The 18,686-nt window shown below is 41.6% G+C and carries 17 protein-coding genes; 13 read left to right on the top strand and 4 right to left on the bottom strand.

Annotation, left to right across the window (positions count from 1 at the left end):
• The first annotated feature begins 156 nt into the window (after positions 1-156).
• Together LX92_RS02145 and LX92_RS02140 are read left to right on the top strand one after the other, a co-directional pair.
• A complete protein-coding gene (locus tag LX92_RS02145) occupies positions 157-1,104 on the top strand; it encodes a carbohydrate kinase family protein (protein ID WP_109648619.1) in 948 nt (315 codons plus the stop codon).
• Positions 1,104-3,038 carry an amylosucrase gene (locus LX92_RS02140; protein ID WP_109648618.1) on the top strand — a complete coding sequence of 645 codons (1,935 nt, stop codon included), beginning with the start codon at positions 1,104-1,106 and terminating at the stop codon, positions 3,036-3,038. The genes LX92_RS02145 and LX92_RS02140 overlap by 1 nt, the downstream gene beginning before the upstream one ends.
• Before the next feature lie 18 nt (positions 3,039-3,056).
• On the opposite strand, the gene LX92_RS02135 is transcribed toward LX92_RS02140, so the two are convergent.
• From LX92_RS02135 to LX92_RS02120, 4 genes are all read right to left on the bottom strand, one after another.
• Positions 3,057-3,566, bottom strand: a complete 510-nt coding sequence (locus LX92_RS02135; RefSeq protein ID WP_109648617.1) for a DUF3124 domain-containing protein — start codon at positions 3,564-3,566, stop codon at positions 3,057-3,059.
• Between the two features lie 265 nt (positions 3,567-3,831).
• Entirely contained in the window at positions 3,832-4,968 is a 1,137-nt protein-coding gene (locus tag LX92_RS02130) for an ATP-binding protein (protein WP_109648616.1), read from the bottom strand.
• A gap of 75 nt (positions 4,969-5,043) precedes the next feature.
• Positions 5,044-5,799: an SDR family NAD(P)-dependent oxidoreductase gene (locus LX92_RS02125; protein ID WP_109648615.1), complete on the bottom strand. Its 756-nt coding sequence runs from the start codon at positions 5,797-5,799 to the stop codon at positions 5,044-5,046.
• Between the two features lie 12 nt (positions 5,800-5,811).
• Positions 5,812-6,159, bottom strand: coding sequence for an aldo-keto reductase family protein (locus tag LX92_RS02120; protein ID WP_244915916.1), 348 nt, complete (start codon positions 6,157-6,159; stop codon positions 5,812-5,814).
• A 190-nt stretch (positions 6,160-6,349) separates the two neighbouring features.
• Here LX92_RS02120 and LX92_RS02115 point away from each other — a divergent pair, with 190 nt between their 5' ends.
• The 11 genes from LX92_RS02115 to LX92_RS02065 all read left to right on the top strand — a co-directional run bounded on the left by LX92_RS02115 (position 6,350) and on the right by LX92_RS02065 (position 18,606).
• Complete coding sequence (locus LX92_RS02115; protein WP_109648613.1) at positions 6,350-7,351, top strand: AAA family ATPase; 1,002 nt, start codon at positions 6,350-6,352, stop codon at positions 7,349-7,351.
• 89 nt (positions 7,352-7,440) lie between these two features.
• Entirely contained in the window at positions 7,441-8,307 is an 867-nt protein-coding gene (locus tag LX92_RS02110) for a DUF58 domain-containing protein (protein WP_109648612.1), read from the top strand.
• Positions 8,307-9,968 (top strand): BatD family protein, encoded by a 1,662-nt coding sequence (locus tag LX92_RS02105; RefSeq protein WP_223308309.1) that lies wholly within the window; start codon positions 8,307-8,309, stop codon positions 9,966-9,968. The genes LX92_RS02110 and LX92_RS02105 overlap by 1 nt, the downstream gene beginning before the upstream one ends.
• The gene (locus tag LX92_RS02100) at positions 9,969-10,967 is read left to right on the top strand and encodes a vWA domain-containing protein (protein ID WP_109648611.1); all 999 of its coding nucleotides are present in this window, start codon (positions 9,969-9,971) and stop codon (positions 10,965-10,967) included.
• Positions 10,968-10,970: 3 nt separating this feature from the next.
• A complete protein-coding gene (locus tag LX92_RS02095) occupies positions 10,971-12,023 on the top strand; it encodes a VWA domain-containing protein (RefSeq protein WP_109648610.1) in 1,053 nt (350 codons plus the stop codon).
• 1 nt (position 12,024) lies between these two features.
• On the top strand, positions 12,025-12,891 hold the full coding sequence (locus tag LX92_RS02090) for a tetratricopeptide repeat protein (protein WP_109648609.1): 867 nt from the start codon (positions 12,025-12,027) through the stop codon (positions 12,889-12,891).
• 59 nt (positions 12,892-12,950) lie between these two features.
• Entirely contained in the window at positions 12,951-14,672 is a 1,722-nt protein-coding gene (locus tag LX92_RS02085) for a BatD family protein (protein WP_223308308.1), read from the top strand.
• Positions 14,673-14,675: 3 nt separating this feature from the next.
• Entirely contained in the window at positions 14,676-15,434 is a 759-nt protein-coding gene (locus tag LX92_RS02080; protein ID WP_109648607.1) for an SH3 domain-containing protein, read from the top strand.
• 57 nt (positions 15,435-15,491) lie between these two features.
• Complete coding sequence (locus LX92_RS02075) at positions 15,492-15,794, top strand: hypothetical protein (protein WP_109648606.1); 303 nt, start codon at positions 15,492-15,494, stop codon at positions 15,792-15,794.
• Positions 15,795-15,971: 177 nt separating this feature from the next.
• Positions 15,972-16,598, top strand: coding sequence for a carbonic anhydrase (locus LX92_RS02070; RefSeq protein WP_109648605.1), 627 nt, complete (start codon positions 15,972-15,974; stop codon positions 16,596-16,598).
• A gap of 142 nt (positions 16,599-16,740) precedes the next feature.
• The gene (locus tag LX92_RS02065; protein ID WP_109648604.1) at positions 16,741-18,606 is read left to right on the top strand and encodes a SulP family inorganic anion transporter; all 1,866 of its coding nucleotides are present in this window, start codon (positions 16,741-16,743) and stop codon (positions 18,604-18,606) included.
• Positions 18,607-18,686: the final 80 nt, after the last annotated feature.

The following is an 18,686-nucleotide window of genomic DNA, read 5'->3' as shown; positions in this document are numbered from 1 at the left end:
AATCCAAAATAAGAACATTGCAACTGCCATGGTTTTTCACTTATAAGATATATTTTACCTCGATCCTTCAAAATGCATATTCCGCATAAATTCATATATTATTTTGGAATAAACCTATTTTTGTAACTACCTTGGTAGCTATCAGCACTAATCATTATGAAGAAAATATTCTGCATAGGAGAACTATTAATCGATTTTATTGCCGAAAATCAAGGAAAGGATCTTGCCAAAGCCGAAGTGTTCACCAAAAAAGCAGGAGGCGCTCCTGCCAATGTTGCCTGCGCTATTGCCAAACTCGGGGGATTAAGTAAGTTCATCGGTTGTGTTGGACGTGATCAATTTGGTTCCTTTTTACTGGACATACTGGAAGACAACCATGTCGACATAAGCTTGGCTCAACGATCTAAGTACTTTACCACCATTGCCTTCGTTTCCATTGCTGAGGATGGGGAGCGCGATTTTGTCTTTAGCCGCGGAGCCGATAAAAAACTGAAATACGATTCTACCATTAAAAAATCGTTTCAAGACAACATGGTTCATTTTGGTGCGGCCACTGCCCTCTTGGGTGGAGATTTGGAAGCTGCCTATGGACGGTATTTTTTTGACGCCCTAACACAAAATGCCTTCATAAGTTTTGACCCTAATTTTCGGGGGGACCTCTGGAAAGGGGAAGAACATATCTTTGTAAAAAAATGTATGCCTTATGTGCAAAAGGCCCATTTATCCAAGTTTAGTCTTGAAGAGGCACAATTGCTTTCAGGAAAGACCGATTTGGAAGAATGCTGTGCGGTCTTACACGAAATAGGCACCAAGGTCATTACCATAACTTTAGGAGGGGAAGGTACCCTATTAAGTACTGAAAACTCCAAACATACCATTCCAAGCATACCTGTAAACCCTGTGGACACTACAGGAGCAGGTGACGCCTTTATCGGTTGTCTGTTACAACAAATAGCCGGCCTACATGATCCCAAGGAAATACTTGAAGATATCGACCTGTTGATTGGAATGGTCAAAATAGCCAATAAGGCTGGAGCATTGACCACGACGAATTTTGGGGCAATCCCATCCTTACCTGATCAAGAACAACTTCAAGCAAACTAATGAATCAAGCATCCATTCATAAATATCTTGCTACGGAATCCAAAAAGACCATAGCAAATGATGTTGAAGCCCTCTTTGAACAACGGTTGGCCACCAACCTTACATTGATCAAGGATTTGTTTTTTTCACTCTATCCCGAAAAAGACCATAAGAAATCCTTTGTAAAACTATTGCGTACGCTTCCCATCCTTTTTGAACAAAGACCATCGCCACTGAAGTTACTCGACATACAACGCATCAATGAAGGAAATTGGCACCAATCCGAACAGCTTGTTGGCATGCAATTGTATGTGGATCATTTCAATAAGGATCTTAAGGGACTGGAAAAAAAGTTGGGCTATTTCGAAAAACTTGGGGTGAATTTCATCCATCTAATGCCCATTACCCCTAGACCCCAAGGTGAAAATGACGGTGGTTATGCCGTTAATAGTTATTATGAGGTAGACCCACGATTCGGCAGCACGGAGGACCTTTTGGATTTAACCCAAAAAATGCGTGATAAAAACATGTATTTAATGCTCGATTTTGTCGCAAACCATACCTCCAATGAGTACGTTTGGGCCGAAAAGGCCATGGCAGGCGACCCCAAATACCAAAATTATTACCACATATACCCAGACCGCACCTTGCCCGATGAGTTTGAAAAAACACTTCCCGAAATATTTCCAATGACCTCTCCGGGTAATTTCACCTTCAATACCGAAATGAAAAAATGGGTTATGACGGTCTTTAACCAATATCAGTGGGACCTTAATTACTCGAATCCCGAGGTCTTTATCGAAATGTTGGGCAATCTAATAAAACTGGCGAACCTTGGTGTTGATGTTGTGCGGTTGGATGCTCTTGCCTTTATGTGGAAAAAGCTAGGGACCGTATCCCAAAACTTGCCCGAGGCCCATGCATTGATCTCTCTATTCAGGATGTGCCTGCAAGTAATCGCACCAGGGGTCATATTCTTGGCAGAGGCCATAGTGGCCCCAAAAGAGATCATAAAATATTTTGGTTCGGGGACAATGAAAGGCAATGAATGTGAAATCGCCTATAATGCCACCTTAATGGCCCTATTATGGGATGCCATCGCCACTAAAAAGGCAGTGTTGCTCTATAAAAACATCCATTCCCTTCCAGAAAAACCCAAAGAAACCACATGGATCAATTACATTCGGTGCCATGACGATATTGGTTTGGGATTTGAAGACCACCATATTCATGAAATTGGCTGGAACGCGAAATCACATCGCAAATTCCTACTTGATTATTACTGCCAGAAAATTGATTGGTCCCCTGCCAAGGGACATATGTTCATGTACAATCCGAAAACGGGCGATGGCAGGATCACAGGAAGTGCTGCATCCCTACTGGGATTGGAAAAAGCCCTTGAACAGGAGAATCAAAGCAAAATAGAACAGGCCATAGCCAAAATAATCATGATGCATGGCATAATACTCTCTTATGGCGGTGTTCCCCTTATCTATGCGGGAGATGAAATTGGGGCCTTAAACGATTATTCGTATTTGGAGGACCATGATAAAAAAGAAGATAGTCGTTGGGTCAATCGACCACACCAAGATTGGGATACCATAGCACAGATTGATGCACAAAAAAACCATCATTCCCAAATATTCTATTCATTACAGCATTTGATCCGATTGCGCAAACAGCATCCTGCATTTGCCGACCGGAACAACATAATCCTGTATGAAGCCCATAACCCCCACTACCTGATCTATGAAAGACCTATGGGTAAAAACAACGGGGTACTGGTTGTTTGTAATTTTGATGAGGTACCTCAGGCCATATACGAAAACACCCTTGGTTCTTATGGATCCAAGTCCAATCCCACCGACTTGATTTCGGGAGAAAAAATCACCTTTCCAAATGGCACGTTGCGATTAATGCCCTATCAAATGTTGTGGTTGGGCAAAACCAAGTAGAACCCCTTAAGCGTGTGGCTATTCGATACGCCTAGCCTGCGTTGTAAAGGACAATCCCTGTTGTCCCATGGTCGAATTCATAACCCCTTCAAATAAGGGTTCTGAAGAACCCAAAGGCACTTTCCATTCAAAAATAAAGTTTGAGCCCGTACCTCCCGAAATATCGACTTCATCAATGATGATCTCGGCAGTTTCCAATGGACTCAGATAAATCGGTGTGTTAAAATAGGTTCTAACATGTTTGCCATGGGTGTCAAAATAATTCGCCTTTAGAACGTAAATCGTATCCTTATCGCTTGTGTTACGCAAGCTTACCATTGATGTAAGGTTATGCGTTTTATGTTCTGATGTACTATAGATCTGTGAATAAATGGATAAATAGGATTTACCATATTCCAAACTGTCCTTTTTACTGATATCAATGGTTCTCTTTGACCAGTTTTCAGGGTTGATCGAACTCAGCTCCTTTTGCTCATTGCAACTTAGTATGCCCAACATTCCAAAAATCAATATAAACTGTACCTTCATATCCTATAATTTCATAATTATCATTCCTCTTTTTCATCAACTACACCATTGTTCACTACCTATACAAAATACGTATATTTTTGGATTATTGTATCGCCTTGGCACGAACTATTTGAATCGTTGTTGAAAAAATATCTTTGTGGCCTTCCAGGGTAGCTGATTTAAAATTGATGCATTCCCCTTTCCCATTCATTTATCTTTATTTTGCCTTCTTACCTATCACGGAAATTTCCACGGAATACCGTTAGACACAATCATATAGATCCTAATTATACTTCACCTTCCTTAAAATACGCAAGGTTTCCTTTAAGGAATTATAAGTAGTCTGGTCTGTCCTTTTTAATAGGGGACGTGCCTTTTCCATTAAGGGTTTGGCTTCTTCAAATCCATTTAGAAAACAAATAAGATAGGTTGCCGGCAAACGGGTCAAATCGTGCTTTTCGGTAGGTTTCAGGATCTCACCATTTTCCAACTTCATAAGTAAGGCTTTGTTCGTATTGAAAATATGGTGCAATGTTTTTGTATCGTACTTTGGGGGCTCAAAGATCATCTCGCTTTGGATCTGATACGTACCATTCTCCTCAAAAATGATCTGCACCTCTTCCAAAGGATAATATTCATGGGATTTACCAAGTCCTAACTGCACGTATTCAGTAATCGTAAAACTATCTTCATTATAGCCAACCCTTACCTCATCGAGTGTAGAGTAGAACAATCTTACCTGCTCGTTGATCAGCTCAATATCTACCCGTGAGAAATAAGTCTTATCCTTCACTTTTTTGGTATGCCCTGCCCAACAAACCACAAATTGTTCCTTAAACACCTTATAGTTGCTTTCCAGATCTTTATGCCTATGGTTGATAAAATCGATGACCCCATCCAAGGTCAATTCAATATTGTTTTGCGCATGTAGCTCTATGGTAGCAACAACCTCTGAATTGATGTCCTTTAATTCAATATCATAAGCTTTGGGCATGCTGATACTACCTTCCCTGAAAAAAACCGAACCACCATAATATTTCCAGATATTCTTTCTTAAAGAACAGACTTTCCCGGTAGAACTTATAGTGACCAAGCCGACGACCTTACCTTCAGGTAGGTGTGGAAAGGGAATATTCTCATAGGCTATCAACGGGGGGTTGTCCAGATAGGCATTGATCAGGTTCTGTATCTTGCTATCATCGAAAAAATCGACCCCAACAATGGTATTATCAACATCCTCTACCCCAATGACGATAAACGAATGGTTCGTGGGGTTGCTATTGGCCAAGGCACAAACGTGTTTCAGGAATTTGGCCTTTCCCTCTTTGTGTCCAATGGCTATAAAACGCTTTTTATCGTAAAAGCTATTCTCATCATTATGGGCAAGAAGGTTTTTTACCAAGAGGCGTTTGTTAATCATAGGAATTATGGATTATAAGTTCGAATAAATGAAAAATCATTTCAAACCTTTTCTTTCAAACAATCTTGATTGACACTAATTATTTTTATTTACTATAGTAGCGCTGGCCTGTGCAGTGGGCATTACCACCAAATCGGCAATATTCACATGATAGGGTCGGGTGACCACAAAAAGAATGATATCGGCGATATCTTCAGGCCGCAAGGCTTGAAACCCCTCATAGACCTTGGCTGCCTTATGGGTATCCCCCTTAAAACGCACTTGGCTGAATTCGGTCTCTACCAATCCCGGATTTATGGCCCCAACACGAATACCGTACTGATTAAGGTCAATTCGCATACCCTGGTTTATGGCATCAACAGCGTGCTTACTGGCACAATACACATTTCCTTTGGGATACACTTCCTTACCCGCCGTAGAGCCGATGTTTATGATATGCCCGCCTTTTTTAGCCACCATTTTTGGCAAAATCGCTTTCGTCACATAGAGCAAACCCTTTACATTAATATCGATCATGGCATCCCAATCATCCAAACTACCCTCCTCAATCGGGTCTAACCCGTGGGCGTTTCCCGCATTGTTCACCAAGATATCAATATCGGAAAATGCAGGGGGTAAAGCGTTGATTTGTTCGGTTACCTGCCCCCTGTTTCGAACATCAAAATTAAGCGCATGCACGTTGGTCAAACCACTTAGTTCTTGTTGTAGTTCGAGTAAACGATCTTGACGTCTTCCACAGATAATCAATTTGAACTTGTTTGCCGCAAAGAGCTTTGCTGTGGCACGCCCTATTCCGCTAGTAGCGCCTGTTATTAACACTGTTTTATTCATTGGTCTTTATTTTTAGGTAAAGGATGCCCATGGCCGGTTTCCAACAAAATGAATCAATCCTCGACTACGGGGAACCTGTTTATTCGTTCCATGGATCAGTTGTATTGATTTACAATAACCAGTCGTACGATTACCCGATATCAATTGAATGCCGCATTTTGGTATGGGTTGAATTGCAACACGGGGAATCCCACTCTTGGAAAAAGCATTTCCAAATTCGGCTTCGGTGGTATAGCCCCTATGGATATCGGCATGGTCAAAAGTGGTTATTCCCACCTCCAAACAATGCTTTATTAGCCGTGTCATCCCATCTTTCCCAAGCTGCTTTCCCCATCTTCCCCAGGTCATGGTCCCAGACATAGTTTTCGAAAATTTGGTTATGTTTGCCATAGGCGTGTGAAATTAAAAAGAAATCACTTAAAAACTTCATAAAAATAAGGGCTTTCATGAATTTTTAACCATACATTAACAGCGTTACTATGAATAAATTTTCAATTTGCACCACTGTTAAGATCAAATCGGACCAATACCCAAAAATGCAATAAAATATATGGAAGAAAATACTTCAATTGACATTAGCGCAGTAAATGAAAAAATTGCCCAAGAAAGCGCTTTTATAGACCTCTTGATGTTGGAAATGAACAAAGTGATCGTCGGCCAAAAGCATATGGTCGAAAGATTGCTCATAGGTCTGTTGGGACAGGGGCATATTTTGTTGGAAGGTGTCCCGGGATTAGCGAAGACCCTTGCCATCAACACCCTGGCCAAAGCGGTGAAAGGCAGTTTTAGTAGAATACAGTTTACCCCCGATCTTTTACCCGCCGATGTGGTAGGAACCTTGATCTACAATATAAAAGAAAATGATTTTTCAATTAAAAAAGGTCCCATTTTCGCAAATTTCGTCCTAGCGGATGAGATAAACAGGGCTCCGGCAAAAGTACAATCGGCCCTTTTGGAAGCCATGCAGGAAAAACAGGTGACCATTGGGGATGAAACCTTTATACTTGACAAGCCATTCCTGGTTATGGCGACCCAAAACCCGGTAGAGCAAGAAGGTACCTATCCGTTACCCGAAGCGCAAGTAGACCGTTTTATGTTGAAGACGGTAATCGACTACCCCAAAATGAACGAGGAACAACTGATCATGCGCCAAAATCTATTGGGTGCTTATGAAAAAGTCAATCCCGTGATTTCCACCCAACAGATCTTAAGTGCCCAAAAGGCGGTAAGGGAGGTCTATATGGACGAGAAAATCGAAAAATACATTTTGGATATCGTTTTTGCGACCCGTTATCCAGAGAAATACAATCTTGAGAACCTCAAACCCTTAATCAGTTTTGGTGCTTCCCCGCGTGGAAGTATTAATCTCGGTGTTGCTGCCAAATGTTACGCTTTTATCAAACGCAGGGGCTACGTGGTTCCTGAGGATGTCAGAGCTGTGGTACATGACGTGCTTAGACATAGGATTGGCTTAACATATGAGGCCGAAGCAGAGAATATCACTTCCGAGGAAATCATCAACAAGATTGTCAATGAGGTTGAAGTACCATAGACAGTAGGCAGTATACAGTGGCCCGTATCGTTCCTCCGAACATTGGCTACACTCGGTTATTGAATACTTATTACTGTTTGTTATAAAAGATGGATACCAAAGAATTACTAAAGAAAGTTCGTAAGATTGAGATTAAGACGCGTCGTCTGTCCGATCATATTTTTGGAGGGGAATACCATTCCACTTTCAAAGGGCGTGGTATGACCTTCAGTGAAGTGCGGCAATACCAGTTCGGGGATGACGTGCGTAATATCGACTGGAATGTAACGGCCAGGTACAACGAACCCTACATAAAGGTCTTTGAAGAAGAACGCGAACTGACCATGATGTTAATGGTAGATGTGAGTGGTTCGGAATTTTTTGGTACCACCAATCAATTCAAAAAAGAAATTATCACTGAAATTTCGGCTACGTTGGCATTCTCTGCCATGCAAAACAATGACAAGGTAGGACTCCTGTTGTTCTCAGATGAGGTTGAACTTTATATTCCTCCGAAAAAAGGAAAATCACACGTACTTCGTATCATTAGGGAATTACTTGAGTTTAAACCCAAAAGCAATAAAACGAATATTGCCGAAGCCTTGAAATACCTGACCAATGTCATGAAAAAGAAAGCCATTGTCTTTGTGCTTTCCGATTTTATTGATGATGACTATGTCAAGACCCTTAAAATTACCGGAAACAAGCATGATGTAACCGGTATCCGAATCTATGACGAACGGGAGGAAAACATTCCAAACCTCGGTATGGTTCAAATGGAGGATGCGGAAACCGGCAAGCTACAATTGGTCAACACCCAATCAAAAAGTGTTCGTATGGCATATGGGGAACACCATCGTCAAAGGGTAAAATATTTTCAGGAGTCGTTTACCAAATCAGGATGCGGAGTGCTGAATTGCAGGGTTGATGAAAGTTACGTTAAAAAGCTATTAGGCTATTTTAAAAGAAGAGGTTGATGGGTGTCAAAAATTACCAAATACGAATCTGGGTTTTGCGTACTTTTTTAGTACGCTGCTTCTTCCTGTGCGCATTATGCTACTGTAGTCTTGGGTTTGCCCAAACAACACCGAAAATTTCCTCAGCGGTAGATACGACCTTTATCAAAATCGGTGATCAACTGAAATTCAAGGTAACCGTTGAAGTCGATTCGACCGATATGGTCATCTTTCCAGAAGGACAAACATTTTCGCCCTTAGAGACCGTCGAGGCATTTGCTACCGACACCACCCGTAAAAAGGACAGGATCACCCTATTGAAAACCTATGCACTAACACAATTCGATTCCGGTTCATACAAATTGCCTGCGCAACGAATTGATATCAACGGGAAAGGATATTTTACGGACTCGTTGCTCATAAACGTCGCCACAGTGCCGGTTGATACCATGGCGCAAAAGATGTACGATATTAAACCCTTGATCCAGGTAGAAAAAACCAATCCGGGATGGTGGAAGATCCTTTTAGTGATTTTAGCGGTATTGGCCTTGGCTGCCGCCCTTTTATATTGGTTCGTATTCCGTAAGAAACCCTTGACCAATGCTGAAAAGGAAGCCCTATTGCCACCTTACGATCGTGCTTTGTTGGAATTAAAGAAATTGGACAATTCCAAATACCTTATCCAAGACGAATACAAACAATACTATTCCGAATTAACGGACATCGTACGTTCTTACCTTGAGGAAGATGCGAATGTATCGGCCATGGAAAGTACTACGGATGAGTTGATCGACAAATTGGAGCTGCTCAAGGATGCCGGGGAACTTGAACTCGACAAAGATACCATCAATCAGTTCAAGAACATTTTAAGGACTGCCGATTTGGTGAAATTCGCCAAATCAAAACCACCGACCAATGTAGCACTGCAAGACAGAAAGGTAGTTGAGCATATTGTGGTAAAAACGCATGAGGCCATTCCGGAACCAACCTTGGAAGAATTAATGGCGCAAGAGGAATATCAAAATGAATTGGCCCGCAAACGCGAAAAGAAAAAATGGGTAATTGCGGGAACTACCGCCATAGGCCTGCTTTTGATTGCGGGTATTGCACTAATCGGATATTATGGCCCTGTCAAGGTTTGGGATACGATTTCAGGACATCCCTCCAAACTTTTACTGGACAATGAATGGGTCGCAAGTTCCTACGGATACCCACCTATAAGCTTGGAGTCCCCGGAAGTATTGGTACGCCAGGAAGTGGAAATACCTGCTGAGGCCAAAGCCAACATAAAGGACCTTCAAACATTCTTGTTTAGGGAAGATAAATCCTTTTTGACCTTGGCAACGACCTCGACGACTTTTACCCAACCGGTAGAACCTGATTTCGAAAAAACCATAGATCAACTCTTGCGTAATTTTGAAGCAAAAGGAGCCAAAAACATAATCACAAAACAAGAGGAATTCGTAACTGTTTCTGGGGTTAAGGGCTTAAAAACCTATGGTAGTGCCAAATTCAAGGTCCCAGATTCCGAAGAACTGGTGAAAGGAAAATATGCCATTCTGAGTTTTGGTGGCAAAGGATTCCAACAACAGGTCTTACTAACCTGGGAAGATGGGGATACCTATGCGGAAGAAATCTTTAATCGGGTATTAAGTACCGTAGAAGTTAAAACTGAAGTATAAATGTTAGATAATATATCATTTGCGAATCCAGAGTTCTTTTGGTTGCTTTTATTGCTACCACTGGCTATCCTATGGTATTTTTTTAAGCGTAGGGAATTAACGGCATCCCTTAAGATTTCGAGTATAAAAGGTTTTTCCAATAGTGGTCTGCTCCCTAAACTAAAACCGCTGTTGTTCGTATTTCGGTTATTGGCCTTGGCCGCTATTATTGTTGCGATGGCCCGGCCACAAACCGAGGATATCTCAACCCGTACCAAAACCACCAAAGGAATCGACATTGTAATGGCAATCGATGTTTCCTCAAGTATGTTGGCCAGGGACTTGAAGCCCAATCGATTATCCGCCCTAAAAGAAGTAGCCGCGGATTTTATCAAGGAACGACCCAACGACAGAATAGGTCTTGTGGCCTATGCAGGGGAAGCCTATACCAAAACCCCTATCACCAGTGACAAATCCATTGTGCTTAATGCACTACGTGAAATCACCTATGGGCAATTGAATGACGGTACGGCCATTGGTATGGGATTGGCCACTTCGGTCAACCGTTTAAAAGAAAGCAAGGCAATCAGTAAAATAATCATCCTATTGACCGATGGTGTGAATAATTCCGGCTTTATCGAACCACAAACAGCTGCAGACCTAGCCGTTGAATACGGCATCAAAACATACACGATAGGCCTAGGGACCAACGGCAATGCCCTTTCGCCCATCGCCTACAATGCCGATGGCTCATTCCGATATGGTATGCGACAGGTTGAAATTGACGAAGAGCTATTGCAAGACATCGCAAAAGCAACAGGAGGACAATACTTTAGAGCGACCGATAATGAAAAATTGGAAGCCATTTATGAAGAAATCAATAAATTGGAAAAAACTGAAATAGAGGAATTCAAGTATTACAAATACGACGAAAAATTTCGTTCTTGGGTATTCTTGGCGGGTGCTTTACTATTGTTTGAATGGTTGCTCCGAAATACCTTATTCAGAAGTTTTATATAGATTATGATTCAATTCGACGAAAAAACATATTTCTACCTTCTTGCGATAATCCCGGTTATCGTGGTCCTGTTCGTATTTCTTCAAATTTGGAAAAAACGGACCCAGAAAAAATTCGCCGAATCCACCCTGCTTAAAAGATTGACCCCGGAGAAATCCAATTTTAAATCCGTTTTGAAATTGTTGTTTTTCCTTTTGGGAATTACTTTTTTAACCTTGGCTTTGGTGAATCCGAAAATCGGGACGAAATTGGAAACCGTAAAACGCGAGGGCGTCGACATTGTATTTGCCGTGGATGTTTCTAAAAGTATGTTGGCTGAGGACATTGCCCCTAACCGTTTGGAAAAAGCGAAACGCCTGGTTTCGGAAATCATCAACCAATTGGCCAGTGACCGAATTGGCATAATCGCCTATGCAGGACAAGCTTTCCCGCAATTACCCATTACGACGGATTACGGTGCTGCAAAAATGTTCCTGCAGAACATGAACACCGATATGCTCACTTCGCAAGGTACAGCCATAAATGAGGCCTTGGATTTGGCCACAACCTATTACGATGATGAAGAGCAAACCAATCGGGTACTGTTCATTATATCCGATGGGGAAGACCATTCGGAAGGCACCACCTCAAAAGCGGTTGACGAGGCCGTTGAGGCAGGTATTCGTATTTACACCATTGGTGTTGGAAAAAGTAAAGGTGCGCCCATTCCCATCAAAAAAAATGGGATTGTCGAAAGCCTTAAAAAAGATTCCCGAGGTGAAGTCGTGATCACGAAGCTCAATGAAACCGTTTTACAGGAAATAGCGAATGATGGTGATGGTGAGTATATTGATGGAACCAATACAGCAAAGGCCGTTGACCGTATTAAGGACATTCTTTTGGAAATGGATAAGACCGAGTTTGAAGCCAAACAATTTTCCGAATACAAAGATCAATTCCAATGGTTTTTAGGAGGGGCGATCTTATTCCTATTTTTAGACATTTTTGTATTGGACAGAAAAACCAAATGGCTTCAAAAATTGAATCTTTTCAACGAAAACCATAAAGAAGCAGCATAAGATGAAAAAAATTGCATTCATATTGTTTTTTGTGGCCTTTATATCTTTTGCACAGGAAGGACAAGAGGAAAAACTAAAGGAAAAGGCACGAATCGAGTCTACCAACCTCACTTGGGAGGCGAACAAAGACCTTGCAGAGGATGACTTTGTCGCTGCTGAAGTGGATTACCGTAAAGCTATTTCAAAAAGTGACGAGAATACCGTCGCCCCCTATAATTTAGGCAATGCCTATTATAACAAAGAAAGCTACGCAGAAGCCTTTGGACGTTTTAAGCAAGCGGGCGAGAAGGCAACGGCCAAGGAAGAAAAGCACAAGGCCTACCATAACATGGGGAATGTCTTTATGAAGCAGAAGGAATATGAAAAAGCCGTTGAGGCGTATAAAGAGGCCTTACGCAATAACCCTAAGGATGAGGAAACCCGTTATAATCTAGCCCTTGCCAAAGAATTATTGAAAAAACAGCAGGACGAGCAGCAAAAGAACGACGAAAACAAGGACAATAAGGATAACAAGGACCAAAAAGACGATAAAGACCAGGATCAAAAGAACGACGGGGATAATAAGGAAGACCAGAAGAACAAAGACGATAGCGATAAGAAGGACCAAGAAGACAAAGGGGATAAAGAAGACGAAAAGAAAGAGGATAATAAGGAAGGTGAAGGCGATGAGAAAAAAGAAGAACAGAAAAAGCCCGAACAAGGAGATAAGCCCCAAGAACAGCAACAACAACCAAGACCCAATCAACTTTCCAAGCAGCAGATCCAGAATCTGTTAGAGGCCATGCAGAACGAAGAAAAGAAAGTGCAGGAAAAGATTGATGCCAAAAAGGTCAAAGGTGCTAAAGTTAAAAATGAAAAAGATTGGTAATGTATAGCGATTTTAAACATTTCATATCATTGTTTCCTCTCTTGTTCATAGCATTTGTTATGAACGCACAAGATAATGCCGTTACCTTTGAAATGAACCTGAGTAAGGAAAAACTCGGTATCAATGAAAGGTTACGGGTTGAGTTCACCATGAACAAGGATGGCGATGATTTCTCCCCCCCGGATTTTAAAGGGTTTCGGGTACTCATGGGTCCATCACAGGCCATAAGTTCTTCTTGGATCAACGGTGTCCGGTCCTATTCTAAAACCTATTCTTATACCTTGGCCCCTACAGAACGGGGTAAGTTCACCATTAAACAGGCTTCGATTGTTATTGATGGCAAAGTCTATAAATCTTTGGCCAAAACCGTTGAGGTCACTGCCGCAGTGGCAAAACCAAACGACGATATGAATGTCGATGACTATGCCGATGACAATCTACATCTCGTTGCGGAGGTATCCAAAACGAATCCGTATTTGAACGAAGCAATTACTGTGGTCTACAAACTATATGTGAGTCCATCGATACGTGTATCGAATTATCGTCCGTTGGATAATCCCAAATACAATAATTTTTGGAGCCAGGACATACCCGTACAACGTTTGAATGCTGAAAACGGAACGTATAAAGGCAAAGCCTATCGTTACGTAGTTCTGAAACGGGTTGTACTATATCCCCAAAAATCGGGAAAACTTGACATTGAACCCCTCTCTTTGGATGTTACGGTGGATGTACCTACCAACAAACGTGATTTTTTCGGCGGAAGGGTATATACCCAAACAAACAAAACCGTTTCGGCAGGTAATCGAACCATAAATGTAAAGGCATTGCCTACGGCTGGGAAACCTGCGAACTTTGGAGGCGCGGTGGGTGATTTCGATTTTTCGGTCACCACAAGCAAGACCAGTTTAAACGCATCCGAATCGCTTCAGGCCGTTGTAGAGGTCAGTGGCCAAGGAAATTTGAAATTATTCCAATTGCCAACCCCCGAATTACCCAGTTCACTTGAGGTTTATGACCCTGAACACAATGAGGAAGTTCGCACCACTCTAGCCGGAACCCGAGGTAAGATAAGCGATAGTTACACCATAGTGCCCTCCTTTAAAGGCAAATATCCGGTACCTAGTATTTCCTTCAGTTATTTCAATCCAAATACGGCATCGTACCACACCGTGGATTCCAAGGAAATCCTGATCAATGTTTTGGAGGGACCTACCAATTCCCAAGGGAATGTCAATACGAACCCAACGAATACCAAACATTCGGTCGTAACCACTGGAAACCAATTCAATTTCATTAAACTCAATCCTAATCTTACGGCCAAAGGAACCCATTATTTCTTTGGTTCCAGGGCTTTTTACCTTTGGCTTTTACTCCCCCTTATATTGATACCATTGGCTATTGTACTCCACAAAAAGCGCGATGCCATAGCGAGTGATGTCGAAGGCAATAAAATTAAAAAAGCCAACAGATTGGCCCGGAAATATTTGTCGGAGGCCAAAAAGACCTTAGGCCAAAAGGATGCTTTCTTTATTGCCATGGAAAAAGCATTGCATAATTACCTAAAGGCCAAATTAAAAATTGAGACCTCTGAATTCAGTAAGGATAAAATTTCGAGCCTATTAAACGAAAAGGATGTTGATATAGAAACCATTGATGGTTTTATCGGGTTATTGAAAAATTGTGAGATGGCGCGGTACAGTCCATTTTCAGAAGTGCAAATGCAACAGGATTATGACAGGGCCAGTAAAGTAATCGCTAACCTGGACAAACAACTATAGACAATGAAAAAGTTAATTTACATCATTGTAGTATTCATTAGCTTCATTGGGACCGCCCAAAATGAAGCATTATTCGATAAGGCCACGGAATCCTATAATAGTGGTGACTACCAAAAAGCCATTGATTACTACAATAGTATTTTGGATAATGGCCAACATTCGGCCGAACTTTACTTCAATTTGGGCAATGCCTATTATAAATTGAACCAGATTGCCCCAAGCATATACAATTACGAAAAGGCGCTTTTACTTTCCCCCAACGATCGGGAAATCAAGAACAACCTGGGCTATGCACAAAACATGACCCTTGATGCCATTGAGGTAATGCCAGAAACAGGTCTTGCCAGAATATACAAAACACTGACCGGTTTTCTTTCCTTTGACCAATGGAGTTATGTTGCGGTAATATTCATGATCCTCTTTGTATTGTTGTATCTGGCCTTTTACTATTTTAAATATGCCATGCACAAACGTATCGCATTCATTCTAAGTATTGTCTGTTTACTCATATCGGTAATGACAGTCGTCTTCGCCTTTATCCAATACAATGATTTTATGGCCGACCAACCTGCAATCGTCTTTACCAGTGAGGTTCGTATAAAATCGGAACCCAACAAGGGAAGTCAACCCATATTCGTACTGCATGAAGGAACGAAAGTAAATGTTCTTGATGGGTTGAACGAATGGAAAAAAATAAGAATCGCTGATGGCAAAACCGGGTGGATACCCTCGGAAAGCATAAAATTGTTAAAAGATTTTTAGTATTTCCTTAACTAACTATAATAGCAATACTATTATATTTGTGCAAAATGCTTTTAAATGATTCGGTTGAACATCCTTATTGTATTGCTTTCCGTATGGATATTCGCCATACTCGCCCCTCCTATCATCACATTATTGAATGATGAAGGAAATGCGGTAATATCAATCAACATAACCGAAGAAGAGCAACAAGAACAAGGAAAGAAGAACCTTGGTGAAAAACTGATTTTGGAAAACAACTCGCCAAGTGCTTATCTTCTTGCCCATCTACAGAACCTTGGTTTCCATGATTTCTATCTATTGGGTCACTACGATCGTAATTCTGAAATCGTGCTCCCTCCACCAGAACCAATTTGCTAGTTGTCCTTTATTCCTGATGGCATAACACTTGTCTTAGGAATTTATCACTACGGGCCCCTGCATCCCCGATTTAATCGTAAAAACATCCATTTAGTTGGGTAAAAAAACCTAACTTCATGAGTATTTTGGCGACAATCCTACTTGCAGAATTTTTACTATAATTTAAAAAAACTGAACATGCAAATAGATAACGTATTTAAGAATAATGAGAATTGGATCAAGGAAAAATTAGCGATAAGCCCTGATTTCTTTGACGAATTGGGCAAAGGTCAAAACCCTGAATTACTTTATATCGGCTGTTCCGACAGTAGGGTTACCGCAGAGGACCTAATGGGCATGGGTCCAGGTGAAGTATTTGTTCACCGTAATATTGCCAATATGGTCATCAGTATTGACCTTAACGCCATGTCCGTTGTCAATTACGCCGTTGACCACTTAAATGTAAATCACATTGTTGTATGTGGCCATTACGGTTGTGGCGGTGTTAAAGCAGCCATGCAATCTGCCGATCTCGGTATTTTAAACCCATGGCTTCGTAATATTCGTGACGTATATCGAATTCATAAGGATGAATTGAAAGACATCAAGGATGAAAACGAAAAATATGATCGCTTAGTGGAACTCAATGTACAGGAGCAATGTGTAAACCTTATTAAAACAGCTGCTGTTCAGAAAGCATACCGCGATAGGAATCTAAAAGTATATGGGTGGGTCTTTGATATACATACCGGAAAGTTGATAGATTTAAAAATTGACTTTGAAGGAATCCTTCACAATATCATGGAAATCTATCATTTGGATTAACCTGACCATAACACCTTTTATTATAAAGGGCTACCCTTTGGCAGCCCTTAAACCAAGAAAATAATCTTATTTAGGGTAATGGGGAGACTTATCCCTTTGGAAAAGTTCGCTACTACCCAAATAACATTACAAAATTAACTTTATGAAAAATTTCTTTTCGAATTTCAAAGGTGATCTCTTAGGGGGGATAACCGCAGGGATAGTTGCATTACCCTTGGCCCTGGCCTTTGGGGTAAGTTCCGGATTAGGCCCCAGTGCCGGACTCTATGGAGCTATTTTTATTAGCTTTTTCGCGGCACTATTTGGAGGCACCAATACCCAAATTTCGGGTCCCACAGCTCCGATGACTGCTGTTAGTATGGTAGTCATTGCCGGCATTGTAGCCATTTTCGACGGAAGCGTGGAAAAAGCACTACCGGCCATTTTAACTGTTTTTCTACTTGCAGGATTAATGCAAATAGGGTTGGGATTTATTGGAATAGGAAAGTATATCAGATACATACCCTATCCCGTTGTTTCCGGTTTTATGACCGCCATAGGCCTCATTATCCTGATTACACAGATTTTGCCTGCTTTGGGTTATTACCCCAAAGAGGATGAATCGTGGGTAGAACCGTTTAAGCCCCAAGCCGAGGAATTGATCCTCGAAAATATACTCCGTGAAGAAGCTGGGGAGGGTATTTTGGTATTGGAAGACTTTAAGGAAACCATTGCCCGCTCCAACGAAGTGACCGAAGAGACGGTCCTCGAGGAGGCCAAAACCTTAGCGGCCAAAAATGCATCCGGCGTTATTGGCTCCTTAAAGGTTTTGCCTAATGCCTTACAGAATATCAATTGGTTGGAGCTTGGGCTTGCCCTCGCTACCATTATCATTATTTTCGGATTTAAACGTATTACCACCGCTGTCCCCAGTACCTTGGTAGCATTACTCGTGGTATCCGGGATTGCGTATGGTCTAGGACTCGATTACAGAACCATTGAAAAGATACCGGAAGGATTTCCGATGCCCAATCTTCAAATCTTCACGGAATTTAAGATTGGAGCCATATCACCCTATATTTTCACGGCATTGACCCTGGCCCTATTGGGGGCCATTGACTCCTTGTTGACCTCTGTGGTCGCAGATAACATGACCAAGACCAAACACAAACCAAACAAGGAACTGGTTGGACAGGGAATCGGTAATACGATAGCAGCCATATTTGGTGGTTTACCAGGGGCCGGTGCGACGATTCGTACCGTTGTAAATATCAATTCGGGGGGTAAAACCAAACTCTCAGGGATGATTGCCGGTGTATTGTTGTTGGTCATCTTACTTGCAATGGGGCCCATAGCCTCACAAATCCCGGCAGCAGTCTTGGCTGGAATACTTATAACCGTAGGAATCTCGGTCATGGATTACAAGGGACTCAAGGCTATTCCCAACCTTCCAAAGGATATTAAAATCGGGCCTCTAAAACTAAGTTCCGAAGTTGTGGTGATGCTCGTTGTTTTGGTATTGTCAACGGTATGGAATCTGGTTTATGCGGTAGGTATCGGCCTGATAATCGCCTCTTTGATGTTCATGAAAAAAATCGGGGACCTTACAGGTGAACGATCGGATGTTAAGTCGCTGGACAAGGAAAAAGCGTGGGCAGATGAAGCCAACTTTCCAAAAAATCTTAAGGAAGAAGTCTTTATCAAGCACATAAAAGGACCTTTGTTTTTTGGTACAACCAGCGATTTTCAAATACTCGCGGATCAAATCCCAAAAACAGCCTCTTACGCTATTATTCGCTTAGATCGCATGCAGTACATGGACCAATCCGGCCTGTATGCCATGGAGGATGTGCTTCAAGAATTGAATAAAAACAATATAACGGTGCTCTTTACAGATTTACAAAGACAGCCGAGATATATGATGGAACGTATTGATATTATTCCTGATTTCATTCCGGAAGAACATATTTTCGAGAACTTTGATCGCTGTACCGATTGGATCAAGAATCATGTAAAAGACACGCATTAAGTCATTGTAATACTCCTATAAGACCGTGCTTTCCATAAAGGCACGGTTTTTTTATTGAATTAATTCCCCCTCCTCTTCGT

The organism is Maribacter polysiphoniae, from assembly GCF_003148665.1.
GTDB classification, from domain to species: Bacteria; Bacteroidota; Bacteroidia; order Flavobacteriales; family Flavobacteriaceae; genus Maribacter_A; species Maribacter_A polysiphoniae.
The sequence above is the reverse complement of the archived record's forward strand: the minus strand, read 5'-3'. Positions and strand labels throughout refer to the sequence as shown.

What these genes read in the sequence shown, in the direction of transcription:
- LX92_RS02115 (WP_109648613.1), top strand. Translation starts at nt 6,350, where the DNA reads ATGGAAGAAAATACTTCAATTGACATTAGCGCAGTAAATGAAAAAATT.
- LX92_RS02130 (WP_109648616.1), bottom strand. Translation starts at nt 4,968, where the DNA reads ATGATTAACAAACGCCTCTTGGTAAAAAACCTTCTTGCCCATAATGAT.
- LX92_RS02100 (WP_109648611.1), top strand. Translation starts at nt 9,969, where the DNA reads ATGTTAGATAATATATCATTTGCGAATCCAGAGTTCTTTTGGTTGCTT.
- LX92_RS02145 (WP_109648619.1), top strand. Translation starts at nt 157, where the DNA reads ATGAAGAAAATATTCTGCATAGGAGAACTATTAATCGATTTTATTGCC.
- LX92_RS02110 (WP_109648612.1), top strand. Translation starts at nt 7,441, where the DNA reads ATGGATACCAAAGAATTACTAAAGAAAGTTCGTAAGATTGAGATTAAG.
- LX92_RS02080 (WP_109648607.1), top strand. Translation starts at nt 14,676, where the DNA reads ATGAAAAAGTTAATTTACATCATTGTAGTATTCATTAGCTTCATTGGG.
- LX92_RS02075 (WP_109648606.1), top strand. Translation starts at nt 15,492, where the DNA reads ATGATTCGGTTGAACATCCTTATTGTATTGCTTTCCGTATGGATATTC.
- LX92_RS02120 (WP_244915916.1), bottom strand. Translation starts at nt 6,159, where the DNA reads ATGTCTGGGACCATGACCTGGGGAAGATGGGGAAAGCAGCTTGGGAAA.
- LX92_RS02065 (WP_109648604.1), top strand. Translation starts at nt 16,741, where the DNA reads ATGAAAAATTTCTTTTCGAATTTCAAAGGTGATCTCTTAGGGGGGATA.
- LX92_RS02140 (WP_109648618.1), top strand. Translation starts at nt 1,104, where the DNA reads ATGAATCAAGCATCCATTCATAAATATCTTGCTACGGAATCCAAAAAG.
- LX92_RS02125 (WP_109648615.1), bottom strand. Translation starts at nt 5,799, where the DNA reads ATGAATAAAACAGTGTTAATAACAGGCGCTACTAGCGGAATAGGGCGT.
- LX92_RS02090 (WP_109648609.1), top strand. Translation starts at nt 12,025, where the DNA reads ATGAAAAAAATTGCATTCATATTGTTTTTTGTGGCCTTTATATCTTTT.
- LX92_RS02070 (WP_109648605.1), top strand. Translation starts at nt 15,972, where the DNA reads ATGCAAATAGATAACGTATTTAAGAATAATGAGAATTGGATCAAGGAA.
- LX92_RS02105 (WP_223308309.1), top strand. Translation starts at nt 8,307, where the DNA reads ATGGGTGTCAAAAATTACCAAATACGAATCTGGGTTTTGCGTACTTTT.
- LX92_RS02095 (WP_109648610.1), top strand. Translation starts at nt 10,971, where the DNA reads ATGATTCAATTCGACGAAAAAACATATTTCTACCTTCTTGCGATAATC.
- LX92_RS02085 (WP_223308308.1), top strand. Translation starts at nt 12,951, where the DNA reads ATGAACGCACAAGATAATGCCGTTACCTTTGAAATGAACCTGAGTAAG.
- LX92_RS02135 (WP_109648617.1), bottom strand. Translation starts at nt 3,566, where the DNA reads ATGAAGGTACAGTTTATATTGATTTTTGGAATGTTGGGCATACTAAGT.